Annotated in this window: 12 protein-coding genes; 10 read left to right on the forward strand and 2 right to left on the reverse strand. The window is 49.4% G+C overall.

Translation table 11 applies throughout. The features are described from left to right. Positions 1-3: 3 nt before the first annotated feature. Positions 4-3,069 carry a D-2-hydroxyglutarate dehydrogenase YdiJ gene (gene ydiJ / locus FJM67_RS00800; RefSeq protein WP_140586744.1) on the reverse strand — a complete coding sequence of 1,022 codons (3,066 nt, stop codon included), beginning with the start codon at positions 3,067-3,069 and terminating at the stop codon, positions 4-6. 104 nt (positions 3,070-3,173) lie between these two features. Here ydiJ and FJM67_RS00805 point away from each other — a divergent pair, with 104 nt between their 5' ends. From FJM67_RS00805 to cobO, 10 genes are all read left to right on the forward strand, one after another. Further along, a complete protein-coding gene (locus FJM67_RS00805; protein ID WP_181161394.1) occupies positions 3,174-4,088 on the forward strand; it encodes a 1-aminocyclopropane-1-carboxylate deaminase/D-cysteine desulfhydrase in 915 nt (304 codons plus the stop codon). A 186-nt stretch (positions 4,089-4,274) separates the two neighbouring features. Next, on the forward strand, positions 4,275-5,156 hold the full coding sequence (locus FJM67_RS00810; protein ID WP_140586748.1) for an NAD(+) kinase: 882 nt from the start codon (positions 4,275-4,277) through the stop codon (positions 5,154-5,156). 80 nt (positions 5,157-5,236) lie between these two features. Next, a complete protein-coding gene (locus FJM67_RS00815) occupies positions 5,237-6,097 on the forward strand; it encodes a rhomboid family intramembrane serine protease (RefSeq protein ID WP_140586749.1) in 861 nt (286 codons plus the stop codon). A 15-nt stretch (positions 6,098-6,112) separates the two neighbouring features. Beyond that, positions 6,113-6,391, forward strand: coding sequence for a YeaC family protein (locus FJM67_RS00820; RefSeq protein ID WP_140586751.1), 279 nt, complete (start codon positions 6,113-6,115; stop codon positions 6,389-6,391). Continuing rightward, entirely contained in the window at positions 6,388-7,209 is an 822-nt protein-coding gene (locus tag FJM67_RS00825) for a DUF2797 domain-containing protein (protein ID WP_140586752.1), read from the forward strand. The genes FJM67_RS00820 and FJM67_RS00825 overlap by 4 nt, the downstream gene beginning before the upstream one ends. 9 nt (positions 7,210-7,218) lie before the next feature. After that, entirely contained in the window at positions 7,219-9,858 is a 2,640-nt protein-coding gene (gene pepN / locus FJM67_RS00830; RefSeq protein WP_140586754.1) for an aminopeptidase N, read from the forward strand. A 204-nt stretch (positions 9,859-10,062) separates the two neighbouring features. After that, positions 10,063-11,862 (forward strand): hypothetical protein, encoded by a 1,800-nt coding sequence (locus FJM67_RS00835; RefSeq protein ID WP_140586755.1) that lies wholly within the window; start codon positions 10,063-10,065, stop codon positions 11,860-11,862. A gap of 145 nt (positions 11,863-12,007) precedes the next feature. Further along, complete coding sequence (gene metH, locus FJM67_RS00840; RefSeq protein ID WP_140586757.1) at positions 12,008-15,739, forward strand: methionine synthase; 3,732 nt, start codon at positions 12,008-12,010, stop codon at positions 15,737-15,739. Further along, positions 15,726-16,178, forward strand: coding sequence for an SRPBCC family protein (locus FJM67_RS00845; RefSeq protein ID WP_140586758.1), 453 nt, complete (start codon positions 15,726-15,728; stop codon positions 16,176-16,178). The genes metH and FJM67_RS00845 overlap by 14 nt, the downstream gene beginning before the upstream one ends. After that, positions 16,175-16,783 carry a cob(I)yrinic acid a,c-diamide adenosyltransferase gene (cobO, locus tag FJM67_RS00850; protein WP_140586760.1) on the forward strand — a complete coding sequence of 203 codons (609 nt, stop codon included), beginning with the start codon at positions 16,175-16,177 and terminating at the stop codon, positions 16,781-16,783. The genes FJM67_RS00845 and cobO overlap by 4 nt, the downstream gene beginning before the upstream one ends. 4 nt (positions 16,784-16,787) lie before the next feature. On the opposite strand, the gene FJM67_RS00855 is transcribed toward cobO, so the two are convergent. Continuing rightward, positions 16,788-17,285 (reverse strand): cyclic nucleotide-binding domain-containing protein, encoded by a 498-nt coding sequence (locus tag FJM67_RS00855; protein WP_140586761.1) that lies wholly within the window; start codon positions 17,283-17,285, stop codon positions 16,788-16,790. Between the last annotated feature and the right edge of the window lie 4 nt (positions 17,286-17,289).

Genomic DNA, 17,289 nt, shown 5'->3' on the forward strand with positions numbered 1-17,289 from the left:
ACGTTAGATCGCTTTAACGTGTTCTAAAAGTACCTGAGCAGGGTGTTTGATGATGGCGTCATCGAAGCGTTTCACCTGACAGCGACAGGAGTAGCCGGTGGCCACCAGTTTATCTTGCAGGGCAGGGTCATTGACCTTGTCTTTCCAAGACAGCTCGTAGATCTTCTGGGAGGTTTCCTTGTTGGCGGTTTCATGACCATAAGTACCTGCCATACCGCAGCACCCCACGTTCTCCACTTTCAGGGATAGTCCAAGCAATTTGAACACTTGCTGCCAATCGCCTATGGACGGGGCCGCATTGGTTTTCTCGGTACAGTGAGCCATCATATGGAAGGTGCGATCTGCCGGAGTAATACCACGCTTTTCTAAATGATGAGTTTGTTCCGCCAGCCATTCTTGCAGCAACTGAACTTTTGGCACCGGACGAGTGTTGCCAAAGGCTTTGGCGTATTCGGAACGGTAAGTCAGTGTCATGGAAGGGTCTATACCAACTAATGGCAAACCATAAAATGACAGATTTTGCAGCATGTCTAAGTTCTTACGGGCGGCTTTGTAGAAGGCCCGCATAAAACCATGCACATGTAGAGGCTTACCATTCGGCATATAGGGGGCGAGGTAGGCTTGGAAACCGAGGCGCGTTAACAGCTCCATGATGTCTAGCACTAGCTCGGTCTCAAAGTAGCTGGTAAAGGCATCTTGCACCACAATCACTGCCCGTTTGCGATCTTTCGGGCTAAGTGCCTCAATCGCCATGGGAGTGGCAAGACGTATTCCTCGACGGGCCATTTCTTTCTTCAAATTGTACTTAGAAAGTTTCGGACTATCGGATACCCCTAGGTATTTTGCGGACAGGGTATTAAACCAGCCTTGCCCCATGAGCCAGTTATAGGGCTGTGGGAAATGAGCCATAGTCGGCATCATGTATTCCAATGCGCCGATAAAATAATCCTTGGCAGGACGTAGGTAGCGGCTGTAGTAAAGCTCAAGGAATTTAGCGCGAAACTCAGGTACGTCGACTTTGATCGGGCACTGACCAACGCAGGATTTACAGGCTAAACACCCCATCATGGATTCGTGAACTTCATGGGAGAAGTCGTACTCCCCCCGTTTTTTCGCTAGGGTGTTTTTCAAGCGCGGGAAGAAGCTTGCCACAAACCCAGTGTGTTGGGCGATATGGCTCTGCTTTTTCACATCTACGCCTTGATTGCTCATGCCGCGCAGCCATTCCCGCATCAGAGACGCGCGCCCTTTCGGTGAGTGAATACGCTCCCGGGTGCCTTTCCAAGACGGACACATAGCATCGTGGGGGTCAAAGTTGTAGCAGGCACCATTGCCGTTACAGTACATGCCTTCTTTGAATTGATCCCGGTTACTTAGGGGAATTTGCCGATCAAATTGACCGCGCATGGGCACTTCGTCAATTTTTAGTAATTCTGCACCCAATTCGAAAGGAGTAGCAATTTTACCGGGATTCAATTGGTTACGGGGGTCAAAAGCACCTTTGACTTGCTGGATAGCGGGATACAGGTCGCCGAAAAATTCGAGTGCGTATTCGGAGCGAACCCCTTTACCGTGTTCGCCCCACAATAGCCCGTTGTATTTCTGTGTCAGGGCGGCTACTTTATCGGTGATTTCTCTGATCAGTGGTTCTTGCTCTTCTTCTTTCAGATCCAAGGCAGGGCGTACGTGTAACACCCCAGCATCCACATGACCGAACATGCCGTAGGCTACCCCGTAGCTATCGAGCACGGCACGGAACTCCATAATGTAGTCGGCAAGGTTTTCCGGTGGTACGGCAGTATCTTCCACAAAGGCCACTGGTCGACGCTCCCCTTGGGCATTGCCTAGTAAACCAACGGACTTTTTGCGCATCCCCCAGATTTTATTTACGTCGGCGTGACCATTGGCAATAGTGTAGCCAAGGGTGCTTTCCCCCGGTTTCCCCACGACTTGATCGAGGCGGTCGGTCAGCACTTTAATCTTGCCGAGCACTTCCTGCTCGCTATCGCCGGTGTATTCCACCAAGTTGATGCCCTGTATGTCTTCACCAGCATTTTCGGGGAAAAATTCTGCCACCGACCCCCAAATAATATCGCCTTTGGCCAACCCTAATACTTTAGAGTCAACCGTTTCAATTGAGGTTGGACTGGCCGCAAGTAGTTCTCTGGCGTGGCGTAGCGAAGCCTCAAAACTGTTATAGCGAATGTTAACCAGCGCGGCATATTTAGGAATGCGTAGTAAATTAACTTTGGCTTCAACAATAAAGCCTAAAGTGCCCTCTGAGCCGCAGAGGATATTATTCATATTGAAGCGGCCGTCTTCATCACGGATGTGGGCTAAATCATAACCCGTCAGACAGCGGTTCAGCTCTGGAAAAGTGGCTTTAATCTGTTCTTGCTTGGTCTCGGCAATATTGTTCACCACCCGGTGGGCGTGGGCGGCGTAGTCACTGCCTTGGCAAATAACGTGAAGCTCATCATCGCTGATGGAGTGAGAATCAAGTAGGGTACCGTCTAACAGGACAGTCTTGAGTTCCAGTACATGATCACGGGTTTTGCCGTACATCACCGAGCCTTGTCCGCTGGCGTCGGTATTGATCATGCCACCAATGGTTGCCCGGTTACTGGTGGATAGTTCTGGAGCGAAGAACAGCCCATAGGGGGCGATGGCCTTGTTCAATTGGTCTTTAACAACGCCGGTTTGTACTCGCGCCCAACCTTCTTCAGCGTTGATTTCCAAGATTTGGTTCATGTGCTTGGATAAATCAACCACCAAACCATCGGTAAGAGATTGGCCATTGGTTCCGGTGCCGCCACCGCGAGGGCTTAGGACGATATCGTGAAATTCCTTGTCATTGGCAAGGCGCGTTAAAAGCTGAATATCGGCGGTGTTCTTGGGGTAAATCACCCCTTGTGGTAATACCTGGTATATTGAGTTATCAGTGGCAAGTACGACACGGTTGGCGTAGTCTGGATTGGTATCACCGGAAAATCCTGAAGCCTTCAGGCGCTCGATAAATGCGAGGTATTTGGCCTGAACGGGCGAGACTTCAGAGAGCTTAGGAATCATGTTACTGTCTCCGATTTATGGGGGTAGGGTGATTCTATCAAACATTGCTCCTGCTTCGTGATTTTCTTGCATGAAAAATAGAGTTGATATAGATCAAAATGCTCATGGCGAAACTTCCAATACACACTGCAGCGAGAATGACGAATGCCTTGGTTGACACTATTCAATTACCCAATCAACCCACCGGGGTAGAGCTCTATCTCTATCGAGGTGACAAGGAGCATCCTGACGCTCCGGGTAATAAATGGCACAAGCTCAAACACCACCTGCAGCGTGCGTTATGGGAAGGATACTCCTATATCGCCACCTTCGGTGGTCCCTACTCCAATCATATACACGCCTTTGCCAGCAGCTGCGCCAAGGCCGGCTTGACGCCCTTGGTAGTGGTGCGTGGCGAGACGGCTCCCCAGCTTACTCCAACTTTAAAGGATGCCGTTGCCGCAGGGGCTATACTCTTTCCCAGTTTACGTAAGGATTATCGACTTGGTTTAAATGCCTCGGTAAAAGCCGCTATAGATCAGGAATATGGGCGAGTGTATTGGGTGCCGGAAGGCGGTGGCGGCGACTTGGGTGTCCAAGGGTGCCGTGATTGGGGGTATGAAATTGGGCAACGTACTCAGGCGCTTGGTTGTGACGCCTGGGCCGTGGCAGCAGGAACCGGCACTACCGCTATTGGACTTATCCAAGCCCAACAAGTAGAGAATTTGTGTATTTTCAGTGCACTGCAAGGAGCCTCGGTACAGCACCAGCAAATTGTAGCGCAAGTGGGCCAAGGTAAAACGTGTCTGAGCTTCTGGGATGATGATTGGAATGGTGGTTTTGGCAAGCTTTCCGACCCCCTACGGCAATTTATCGAAGTTTTTCATGAGCTTAATCCCAGTGTACGACTCGATCCTATTTATACTGGAAAAGCGTTGTACAAAATAAATGCGCTGATGGGCAGTGGTCGATGGCAGTACACCCGCACGCTGGTGATTCATACCGGTGGCTTGCAAGGGTGGCGTGGTTTTAACGGGTAAAATTTATCTGCCGAGAATCGGGTGAATAGCGCTAATAGGTGCTTCCGTGATAAAGTCAGCTCGCCCACTGGGTTAACAACCCAGCGTTTCGGGTGTTTTTATACGAGAGTGCGTCATAACGCACCGAGACCTCCTTGATTTGGTATCAAGTACCCCTTTTACATAGCAGACGGAAGAGAGCGGCACATGAGTCTTTTTAAACGCGTCGGTATTATTGCCCGCTTAGACAAGCCACAAATTTTAGATACAGTGAAACGCCTGATGGATTTCTTGATCGAAAAGGGCGTTGCGCCGGTGTTAGAGTCTGACCTAGCGGCCATGTTGCCCGGTGTTGAGGTCGATAATGCGCCGCTAAAATCGTTAGGTGAAGTTTGTGATCTGGTCACGGTTGTCGGTGGTGACGGTAGCTTTCTAGGAGCCGCTCGCGCTATTTGTGCTTACGATGTGCCGGTGATTGGTGTTAACCGCGGCACACTGGGCTTTTTGACCGATATCTCCCCCCAGAGCTTTGAAGAAGACCTAACGCCAATACTCAATGGCGAGTATCTTGAAGAAAAACGCTTCATGATTGAAGCGAAGATCAAACGCCAAAATCGCCCTAGCGGTGAAGGTTTAGCCTTGAATGACTTGGTGTTGCACCCCGGCAAATCCGCGCGCATGATTCGTTTTGATTTATTTATCGACGATCAATTCGTGATGAATCAAAAATCCGACGGGCTAATCGTGGCAACACCGACTGGCTCCACAGCCTACGCCTTGTCTGCTGGTGGACCAATTATGCTACCCAAGCTTGAAGCCCTGGTGCTTGTGCCGATGCATCCTCACACCCTCAGTAATCGTCCTATTGTCATTGATGCCAACGCAAAAATTCGCATCGTAGTGTGTGAATCCAACTTGACCTATCCCAGCGTAAGTTGTGACGGTCAGCTCAATATTACTGCCGCGCCGGGGGACGAAATCTTTATCAACCGCCGTGCTGGTGCGTTACGTTTGATTCATCCGAAAAGTCACGATTTTTACGATGTTTGTCGAACGAAATTGGGTTGGCAAAGCGGTTATCGCCCCTAGTAATGAACATCGAGTGGAAGCAACTTTCGCTGGTGTTCCGTGAACGTTGCTTTCAGTGATAGTAAGCCCAGAGTGTATCCATGATATTGATTTACGAATTTGCAGTTGGCGAAGATCCGGGAGAACTAAGTAAGCGCCTTTGGGCCAATTCTATCGGGCATAGAATCATGCCGTCTGATCGTGGTATGCAAGTCTGGCTTTATGATCCGAACCATATTGGTGCAGCCACCGCAGTCATTCAGCAGTGGCAACAACACCCTGAGATGGCAGTTTCAGCCAAAGTCAAACTTAAGCCATCAGGGATCGCTGCTACCTTCTTAGGCTCCCCTGTAACCACTCTTATTCTTTTACTTACTGCTACTGTCGCGCTATTGACCTCGTTGGGGGAAGACCTCGCGACAGTGAGCTGGTTCACCATTACCCCATTTTACGTCAGTGGCAACAGCCTGCATTTTCTAACCTTGGATCAGGTGTTGGAGCAGGGCCAATGGTGGCGTTTGCTTACCCCTGCTTTTTTACACTTTGGCATGATGCATATCGTCTTTAACAGTTTGTGGATCTGGGATTTAGGGCGCAAGATCGAACAATTGGTGGGTAAGCTCGCCTACCTGATCGGGTTTTTACTGGTTGCGGTCGGTAGTAATTTAGCCCAGTTTGTGATCGACGAATATCCGGTTTTTGGCGGACTATCTGGCGTGGTTTATGGCCTAGTGGGTTTTGCGTGGCTATTGCCACTATTACTTCCCCGCATACCGACGCTTATCTCCAAACCCTTGATGGTGTTCTTTTTGATTTGGTTGGCGTTAGGTTATACCGATTTACTAGGTAGCGTTGGACTGGGCAATATGGCGAATACAGCCCATTTATCTGGCCTCGTCGGCGGCATTTGTGGTGCCTTGTTGGTGCGCTTGGTGTTCCGACGCCTTGGCAGTAAGTTTTGAGAGCGGAGTAAGACAATGAATTTTAGAGACATGATCGACAACATGACGCCAGCAGTATATGGGCGTTTAAAACAAGCAGTAGAGCTCGGCAAATGGCCAAATGGCGTCAAGCTCACTGAGGAGCAAAAGGAATTGTGTTTACAGGCTGTTATTACGTACGACTATACCCGTAAGAACGAAGAAGATCGAGTGGGTTACATTAGCCGGGAAGCTCACTCTGGTTGTGACAGCAAAACCGATACCTTGGAACACGACACCGTCAAGTGGGTAACAAACCCGGACGGTAAGGCATGATTGGCAACCTAAGAAAAATGCGTACCGCTGTGAACGAGCAGGGCGCGGTGAGTTACCAACTACAGCTAAACGATGAAACTGTGCCTTTAGCCCCTTACATTGGGCAGTCAGTGTCCTTACGTTTTAGCGGCGCAATCCGCTGTATCGGTTGTTCCCGACCGACGAAAAAGTCCTTTAGCCAAGGGTATTGTTTTTCTTGCTTCAAGAAGCTTGCCGCTTGCGACAGCTGCATTATGAGCCCAGAAAAGTGCCATTACCATTTAGGTACCTGCCGCGAGCCAGAGTGGGCCGAGCAGTACTGTATGCAAAGCCACTATGTATACCTTGCCAATTCCTCTGGTTTAAAAGTCGGTATTACCCGTGGTGATCAGCTCCCAACCCGTTGGTTAGATCAGGGCGCTACCCAAGCGCGTGCCATGTTTATCGTCCCTAATCGACGTCTATCCGGTTTAGTGGAAACCATCTTCAAAGATGTGGTCGCCGACAAAACCAATTGGCGCACCATGTTGAAAGGCCCCAGTGAACTTATTGATTTGGAAGCAGAACAAGAGCGTTTGATTGGGCAGGTATGGCAACAGTTAGATGGCTTGCAATATGAGTTTGGTATTCAAGCCATTACCGAAGTGGAATACGGCCAAACACATCAATTTGACTACCCAGTATTGTCCTATCCGACCAAAGTAGTCAGCTTAAATGCGGAAAAACAGCCAGAGATTAGCGGTACCTTGTTGGGTATCAAAGGCCAGTATTGGATTTTAGATACGGGGGTGATTAACCTTCGTAAGTACACCGGATATGAAGTGGAATTTACTGCCTAGGAGCGCACCATGAGCGAGAACAAACCTGCCGCCATTTACTTGAAAGATTATCGCGTCCCAGATTTCTTAATTGATCGCACCGAGTTGGTGTTTGATCTAGACGACAGTGTTACCGTGGTGACCTCGAAGCTGCATATGCGTCGCAATCCATCAGCAGGTCGTATCACTACGCCCCTCGTACTTGACGGTGGGGAAGATGTGAAACTGATCGGTGTCGCCATCGATAACTACACCTTGCCAGCGGAAGAATACCATATTAATGCCGAGCATCAGCTGGTGATTACAGCGACGCCAGATCAGTTCCTGCTGACGGTGGAAACTGTTATCGAGCCCCAAAACAACACCCGATTAGAAGGTTTGTATCGCTCCTCCGGTATGTTCTGTACCCAGTGCGAAGCAGAAGGCTTTCGCCATATTACCTACTATTTAGATCGTCCCGATGTGATGTCGATTTTCACCACAACATTGATCGCAGATGGCGAGAAGTACCCCACATTGCTTTCCAATGGTAATGAGGTGGAACGTGGCGTCAGTGACGAAGGTAAAACGATAGTCACTTGGCATGATCCTCATCCGAAACCTGCTTATTTGTTTGCGTTGGTTGCCGGTAATTTGCAGCACATTAGTGATACCTTCACTACCAGTAGTGGCAGAGACGTTACGCTTAAAATCTTCACTGAGCCACACAATATCGACAAAGTAGACTATGCCATGGGGGCGTTAAAACGCTCCATGAAGTGGGACGAAGATGTTTACGGTCGTGAATACGACCTGGATATCTTTATGATCGTGGCGGTGGATGATTTCAATATGGGGGCCATGGAAAACAAGGGCCTGAATATTTTTAACTCATCTTGTTTATTAGCACGTCCTGATACCACCACGGATGATGCTTATCTACGTATCGAAGCCATTGTTGCCCACGAGTATTTCCATAACTGGTCTGGTAACCGAGTGACGTGCCGTGATTGGTTTCAACTAAGTCTAAAAGAAGGCTTTACCGTTTTCCGTGACCAAAGTTTCTCTGAGGATTTGCATTCTGAAACAGTGAAACGAGTGGAGGACGTGTCCTTCCTGCGTACTGCCCAGTTTGCTGAGGATGCCGGCCCGATGGCGCACCCAATACGTCCAGCGTCCTACATCGAGATTTCCAATTTCTATACCTTGACCGTGTATGAGAAGGGTTCGGAAGTAGTGCGTATGATCCACACCTTGTTGGGGGCAGAGGGCTTCCGTAAAGGCTCGGATTTGTACTTCTCCCGCCATGACGGCCAAGCGGTAACCTGCGATGACTTTGTCAAAGCCATGGAAGACGCTAATGGCGTGGACCTAACCCAGTTTAAACGCTGGTACTCTCAGGCGGGAACACCAAGAGTGCAAGTGACCGATGAGTACGACGAACAAGCGCAAACCTATACCCTCAATTTTTCCCAGATGACACCGGCAACCCCAGGGCAGCCGACCAAGCTCCCCGTCGTGATTCCGGTTAAAATGGGCTTAATTGGCCAAGATGGTAGTAGTTTACGTTTCAACCTAGCAGGCGAAACAACGACAGAAACCGTCATCACCTTGACGCAAGGTGAAGAGTCGGTGGTATTTGAACAGGTTGCAGAACGCCCTGTGCCATCTTTGTTGCGTGGCTTTTCAGCACCGGTGAAACTTAGCTACGACTACACCACCGAGCAACTGGCTCTCTTGCTTGCCCATGATAGTGATGGCTTCAACCGCTGGAATAGCGGTCAGCAAATCGCTGTGAATGAATTACAAGCCTTGATTGCGCAGGTGCAGTCCGGTGAATCCCTCAATCAAGAATCCGCCTTGGTGTCAGGCTTCAGCCAGCTATTGGCTGATGAGCAATTGGACTCTGCCATGGTCGCCCTTATCCTGACCTTGCCCTCTGTTGCCTACTTATCCGAATTGGCGGAGCAGATCGATCCGCAAGCCATTAAAACGGCTCGTGACCATCTCAAGGGACAGATTGCCAAAGCCTTGTCGGAGTCATTCGCTAGCACTTATGAGCGTTTGAACGTCCAGGAAGCTTATCAGCCCAACGAAGCGCAAATTGCTCGCCGTGCCTTGAAAAACGTGGCACTGAGCTACTGGGTAGCCTCCGGTGATGAGCAGGCGCAACAGGCCTTGGTAAACCAATTCCGTAATGCGGATAACATGACAGATCAGTATGCGGCTCTGGCGACTGCGGTTGATCAGGACTTAGAAGTAGCTGATGAATTGCTGGCGTCGTTCTATGAACAATGGCAGCAAGAGTCCCTCGTGGTGAATAAGTGGCTAACCCTAAGCGCCAGTCAAACCAGCGCTGAGGGGCTTGGCCGTATCGAACGCTTGATGCAGCACCCAAGCTTTGATCTGAAAAACCCGAACAAACTGCGTGCGGTGTTTGCAGGGTTAACGCAAAACGTCACCTTGTTCCACGATGCCTCTGGTGCTGGCTATCGCTTCTTAGCCGATCAGATTGCGGTACTGGATAAGCGTAATCCGCAAATCGCATCCCGTCTTTGTACCCCACTGACCCGTTGGCGCAAGATGGTTCCGAGTTTGTCCGATCCAATGAAGTCCGCTTTACAGCAACTGGCGGCAGGGGACTTGTCGAAAGATGTGTACGAAGTGGTATCAAAAAGCTTAGCGGATTAATACGGATCAATGTTGCTAACCGCTTGATAGCGCCACCTACGGGTGGCGTTTTTGATTGTAATAATTCGTTAAAAGGTCGTTTCTAAGATCAATCTTAGGGCTATTCTGTGGCAAGTGCTTTGCAATTCACTGGCAAATCTGGCATAACCAAGTAAAACTATGATAATCGCTTGTTCTGTTTAACAAAAAGGCGGGAGTGGGAAAATGAGAAGCGTTGCTAGGCTAACACCAATAGCCCTTGCTTTGACCTTGGCAGCATGTAGTACAACTCAGCAAAACCAAGATGTGGGAGCAATCGAGTCAGATGCCGCGCCAGTTGCCGAAACGGTGGCTGCTCCAGTTACTCCCACGCCTGCTGTCGATCCCGAGCCAGTGGCGTCAGTTCAGACAGATAACTCCGCGGAGATTGCTTCGTTAAAGGCGCGTATCAAGGAACTAGAGCAAGATGTCTCCGCTAATCAAGCGACTATCGCTGAATTAAACCGTCAACTCAATGAACGGGAAGCACGTATCGCTGAGTTAGAACAAGCGCCGGAAATGGCCCCCACCCAACTGTCGGAATTAGAGCAAGTTAAGGCTCAGCGGGATCAGCTTGAAGACGATTTTTTACGTCTACAAACGGAAAATACTCAGCTCAACCAACGCATCGAACAACTCAACCAACAGCTCCTTGCTAGCCAACAGCAGCAAGCAAATTTAGCGCTTGCCCAAACAGAGCCTACGCCACCTACAAAACCTAAAGTCGAGTCAACGCCAACCGTCGTTCCATCGGAGCCCATGGTAAGCGAAGCCGACTTTATGCAGCTTAATAAAGATTATCGTACCCTCGATAGTAAGCATTACGCCCTTAGCCAAGAGTATCGTGACTTGCAACTGGAACATGCGCAATTACGTTCCGACTATAACCGCCTCAAGCAAAGCAACAGTTCATTAACGGCTCAGCTGGCGGATATTAAAGCGGAAAACCTACGTCTTGGTGGTGCACTGTCTGACGCACGGGCGCAGCATCAAGTGCTGTGGGATAAGATTCGAGTGCAGCGGGATGTGATTGATGATCTGGAAGCACGTAATGCGGAACTAGGTAAAGAGAAAATGGTGCTTGTAAGTGCACCAGCTACCTCTGAGACGACTACCGAAGTGCAGGATAACAACGCGGAACTGGAAGCCAAAATTGATCGTTTACGTTCTGAGCTTACAGCACAAAATAAGCTACTAGCAGATTACCAAGACCAGATTGTGCGCTTAGAAGCGGAGTTGGATGCGGGAACTCATTATGAGCGTCAGTTACAGGCATCAGAGCGCCAGTATCAACAGTTGGAGAACAAGCACAAAGCGCTCACGGTGCAAATTGCCATGTTGGAATCCGAGCTAGCCGCTGAGAAAGAGAAGGTTACAGAGCTAGAGCAAGCCCTGCAAACGAGTCGCCAACAGCAACAAGCGCTGCGAGCTGAGCTTGATCAAATTAAGCAGAAAAGTGCGGCAGACGCGGATTTGCGTACGTCACTAGAAGCCCAAGTTAACAACCTGATTCCCTTTGAAGGGGCAGTCCTTTCCCTCAATCAGCAGCTCACTACCCAATTGGCCAATGTACGTTGGCAGTTGCCAACCAGTGCAAATATCAATGATGTGTTCGAGGTGTTGGTCACTGCCGATGTGCAAAATAGTGTACCGGGGCAGCGTTTCTACGCGGAGTTGATTAGTGATAGCGCGTTGACCTTAATGAGTGCCGCTGAAGCCGATGCTCAAGTTGATAACGGTCGTGTCACCTTCCGTTGGCGTGTCAGTGGATTGAATGAACAACCAGAAGCGCAGCTTCATCTGATCGTTCACCAAGGTATGAATTACTCGGATACCCGCTTTAACCGAATGGTTTACCGTGATGATGTGGCTGTATCCCTTACCGATCAAGATTGGTTTGGTAAATATTGGCCTTGGGGTGCAGCCGTGTTAGCTGGCTTAGCGGGCGGTTTCCTGTTCGGACGTTTAAATAAGCGCAACAGTTAGTCGTAGCTAACTAAGCAACCGGTTGAAAAAGAGGCATAATGCCTCTTTTTTCTTATCTGATTCATTTCGGTATTACTAAAATTCAACACCATACAGCAGAACTTGCATTATAGTACCGTAGCTAAAATTTTTTGAGGTAGTCCAAGTGGTTAAGTCTGAGTCATACGCTCTAATCGAGCAGCGATTAAACGAAAACATTCTCATACTCGATGGTGGTATGGGTACCATGATCCAAAGCTATAAGCTAGAGGAGCAGGACTACCGCGGTGAACGTTTTGCGGATTGGCAAAGTGAACTGAAGGGCAATAACGATTTATTGTCCTTGACCCAGCCGCAAATTATTCGCGCTATCCACGAGGCGTACTTGGAGGCCGGTGCGGATATTATCGAAACCAATACCTTCAACTCTAACTTTATCTCCATGGCGGATTACCATATGGAATCCTTAAGCCGGGAGATTAACCTGGAGTCGGCTAAACTCGCCCGTGCCGCCGCCGATGCTTTTACCGCCAAGAACCCAGCCAAGCCACGCTTCGTTGCTGGTGCGGTCGGCCCTACGAGCCGTACTTGTACTATCTCTCCAGATGTAAATGACCCCGGTTTCCGCAATGTTCATTTTGATCAACTGGTTGCCGCTTACACGGAAGCCATTGATGGTCTCGTTGCTGGTGGGGTCGATATCCTCCTCATTGAAACCATCTTCGATACCTTGAACGCGAAAGCGGCTATTTACGCCGCGCTAGAGTATTTTGAGAACACCGGCAAGCGTTACCCGATTATGATTTCCGGTACCATCACCGATGCCTCCGGTCGTACCTTGTCCGGTCAAACCACGGAAGCTTTCTGGAACTCTATCGCTCATGCCAAGCCGATCTCGGTTGGTTTGAACTGTGCTTTAGGGCCAAAAGATTTGCGCCAATATGTTGAAGAGCTTTCCCGTATCGCCGATGTCCGGGTTTCTGCCCACCCCAATGCGGGTTTACCCAATGCCTTTGGTGAATACGATGAAACGCCGGAAGAAATGTTGGAAGAGATTCAAGGTTGGGTCGACTCTGGCTTCTTGAACATTATTGGTGGTTGTTGCGGTACTGAACCAAGCCATATCAAAGCCTTCGCCGACGCCTTCGCCCATAGCACACCGCGGGTGGTGCCTGAGATTCCGAAAGCCTGTCGTCTAAGTGGTCTGGAGCCATTCAACATCGACGATACCACCCTGTTTGTCAACGTGGGCGAACGTACCAACGTTACTGGTTCCGCCATGTTCAAACGCCTTATTAAAGAAGGCGATTTTGATACGGCGCTGGATGTGGCACGTCAGCAGGTTGAGAATGGTGCTCAGATCATCGACATCAACATGGATGAAGGCATGTTGGACTCGCAAGCGGCCATGGAGCGCTTCTTGAAGTTGATCGCCTCTGAGCCAGATATTTCCCGCGTGCCAATCATGTTGGACTCTTCTAAATGGGAAATCCTCGAAGCCGGTCTGAAGTGGATTCAAGGTAAAGGGGTAGTGAACTCGATCTCCCTGAAAGAGGGGGAAGAGAAGTTTATTCAACAGGCCAAATCCCTAATGAAATACGGTGCGGCGGTCATCGTCATGGCGTTTGACGAAGTAGGACAAGCCGACACCCGTGAACGCAAGATCGAAATATGCCGTCGTTCCTACGATGTGTTGGTCAATAAAGTAGGCTTCCCGCCAGAAGACATCATCTTTGACCCGAATATCTTCGCTATCGCTACGGGCATTGAGGAACACAACCGCTACGCGCTGGACTTTATTGAAGCAACTGGCGATATCAAACGTGAACTACCTTACGCAAAAATCTCCGGTGGCGTTTCTAACGTATCCTTCTCTTTCCGGGGCAATAACCCGGTGCGGGAAGCGATCCACGCAGTATTCCTTTACCACGCCATCAAAAACGGCATGACCATGGGTATCGTTAACGCGGGCCAGTTAGCGGTTTACGAAGATATCCCAAAACGATTGCGTGACGCGGTAGAAGATGCGGTCTTGAATCGTACCCCAGAAGCCACCGATAACCTACTGGCTATCGCCGGTGAGTTTGCTGGCACGGGTGAACAGGCAGAAAAAGAAACCCAAGAATGGCGTTCTCTGCCAGTAAACGAGCGTCTTACCCATGCTTTGGTGAAGGGTATTACGGAATTTATCGACGAAGATACGGAAGAAGCGCGCCAGCAAGCTTCCCGTCCACTTGAAGTAATCGAAGGCCCATTAATGGATGGTATGGGCGTGGTGGGTGATTTGTTTGGCTCCGGCAAAATGTTCTTACCTCAGGTAGTGAAGTCCGCCCGGGTGATGAAGAAAGCGGTTGCTTACTTAATGCCTTATATCGAAGAAGAGAAAGCCGCGAACCAGAGCACCGAGAGCTCTAGCGCCGGTAAGGTCATTATGGCCACGGTAAAAGGCGATGTGCACGACATTGGTAAGAATATCGTTGGTGTGGTGTTGCAATGTAACAACTTTGAAGTCATCGACCTAGGTGTGATGGTGCCGTCGGAAAAAATCCTGCGTACCGCTAAAGAAGAAAACGCCGACATTATCGGTCTTTCCGGTTTGATCACCCCATCCCTCGATGAAATGGTACACGTTGCCAAAGAAATGGAGCGCCAAGGCTTTGATATCCCAGTCATGATTGGTGGCGCGACCACGTCGAAAGCACACACGGCGGTTAAAATCGAGCAGAACTACAAGCGCAACCAAGTGGTGCATGTGACTAATGCCTCCCGCAGTGTCGGTGTTGCCAGTGCCTTGTTGTCGAAAGATGCGGCGAAACGCCAAGCCTTTATTGACGAGATCAAAGCAGATTACGAGAAAACCCGGATTCGCTACAAAGACAGAGCCAGCGCCGGACGTCGTGTTTCCCTAGATAAAGCACGGGAAAACAAAACTCCGGTGAGCTTTGATCAGATCGTCACACCGAAACAGTTGGGTATCACCGTATTTAACGAGCAAGACATCGACTTCAATGTTGTAAAAAACTACATCGACTGGACGCCATTCTTCCAAACTTGGGAATTGGCTGGTGCCTTCCCGCGCATTTTGACCGATGAAGTTGTTGGTGAAGAAGCAACTCGTTTGTTTGAAGATGCCAAAGCCATGTTAGATACGGTTATCCAAGAAAGCTGGTTGGATGCCAAAGCGGTAGTGGGTCTGTTCCCTGCGGCTCAAGTGGATCATGATGATGTAGTTATCTATGCGGATGAAAGCCGCGAGCAAGAGCTTACGCGCTTGTCTTTCTTGCGCAATCAGAACGAACTAACTGCAGCAGGTAAATACAACCAATGTTTGGCTGACTTTGTGGCGCCCCTAGACAGCGGTAAGAAAGATTACATGGGAGCCTTCGCCTGTGCCGCTGGGTTTGGTATTGACTCGATCGTTGCCCGTTATGAAGCGGATCACGACGATTACAACTCGATTATGATCAAAGCCGTCGCAGACCGTTTAGCAGAAGCCACAGCGGAGTATCTCCATGAGAAAGTTCGTAAAGAGCTATGGGGCTATGCACCGGAAGAAAATCTGACCAACGAAGAGCTAATCAAAGAGCGTTATCAAGGTATTCGTCCGGCTCCTGGCTACCCAGCGTGTCCAGATCACACCGAGAAGGACAAACTATGGTCTTTGCTCGATGTAGAAAACCGCATCGGTATGCAACTAACGGAAAGTTACGCCATGCTGCCGACGGCTGCAGTCAGTGGCTGGTATTTTGCTAACCCAGAGTCTACTTACTTTGGAGTCGGTAAAATTGGCCCAGATCAGGTGGACAGTTATGCCGCCCGTAAAGGCATGTCGAAGGACGACGCCGAACGTTGGTTGGCACCGAATCTAGGGTACGATCCAGAGGATGACCGCGTATAGTCCGTTTTGTCTTACCGACGAATTGATTGTTAATCATCCCCCAGAGAAAGTTTGGGGGATGATTGCTGCACCCCAGCAGAGTCGGTGGAACAAAGCATTGCCTGAATTTAGTACCAGTATGGGGGCGTTAACCGGCTCCATCTGGCAGTTGGTATTGCAAACCTTGGCTGGCCCAAAGGCACTAGAACTAGAAGTGTTAGAAAGTCAGCCGCCACTGCATCTGCAACTTGAGCACCAATTTCGCTACTGGTTGCTATCCCATCGCCTAACGGTGTCGATTCATTGCCTTCCGATTGATCCAAATCGGACGCGGCTGAGTATGTCTTTCGCAATCGATGGCTATTTCGCTTCCCGCTACTGGCCGCGATTTGCCCATCAATTTCAATTGAGCCTCGATTTGTGGCTAAACAGTATAAAAGAGTATTGGGAGAACCAATGAGTAAGGCGATAAAAGACCCTGAAAAGCACGCAAAACGCATGCAGACCATTAAAGAACACGTAGACCGTCGTATTGCCAAAGCTCAACAAGACAAAGGTACTTTTGTATTACTAACAGGGAACGGCAAAGGCAAGTCTTCGTCGGCATTGGGTATGGTGGCTCGTGCTCTAGGCCATGGGATGAAAGTGGGTGTGGTGCAATTCCTGAAAGGCACTTGGGATACCGGCGAAATCGGTTTCTTTAAAGCACAACCGAATGTCACTTGGCATATCATGGGATCGGGCTTTACTTGGGAAACACAAAATCGTGCCGCTGACGAAGCTAGTTCGGAGGAAGCCTGGCAACATGCGCAGACCTTACTGCAAGACGAGAGCTACGATTTAGTGGTGCTCGATGAATTGACCTATCTATTGCACTACGAATACCTAGATGCCGAGAAGGTACTTAGCGCCTTAATGAATCGTCCAGAGAATCAACACCTAGTCGTCACTGGTCGTGGTGCATCCGATGAGTTGGTTGAACTTGCTGACACGGTTAGTGAGATTAAAGAAATCAAGCACGCCTTTAAGCGCGGTATCAAAGCACAAAAAGGCCTTGAGTTTTAGAACGTTAAAATACCGTTCGGGTGACGTCCGTTAAATCAGCAATGGTGCCAGACAGGCGCTGGATTTGACGGGCCATATCCCGTGATAAGTTCAAAATCATAATGCCGAAATCAAAGGAGTGCTCATCATGAAAAGCCGCAAAGACATGGCTGTCGATGCGTAACAGCAAGCTGTTTTTTTCGGTACGTGCGGTGCCGGCTCGCGGACTCAAAGCAATCATGGTGACATAGCCAAGCGCTTCGCCGGGAACAATGGTGCGAATGAGAGTAGGGCGCTCTGCGTGCCCCTTATAAAAAGCCACATCACCGTACAATAAGATATAGAAAGAATCCCCTGCTTCACCTTCGTGGAAGATGACTTCTTGAGCGGCAAATTCACATAGTTTCCCCTCGGACAGCAAAAACTCAATGGCGCTGTTACTTATTGCCCCAAAGATTGAGCCTTGCTTCAATGTTGCTGGCGATAGGTCATATTGTTGTTGTTTTATGCTGATGGTTTGCATAACG

The sequence above is a fragment of the Maribrevibacterium harenarium genome (assembly GCF_006385675.1).
GTDB lineage: Bacteria > Pseudomonadota > Gammaproteobacteria > Pseudomonadales > Marinomonadaceae > Marinomonas > Marinomonas harenarium.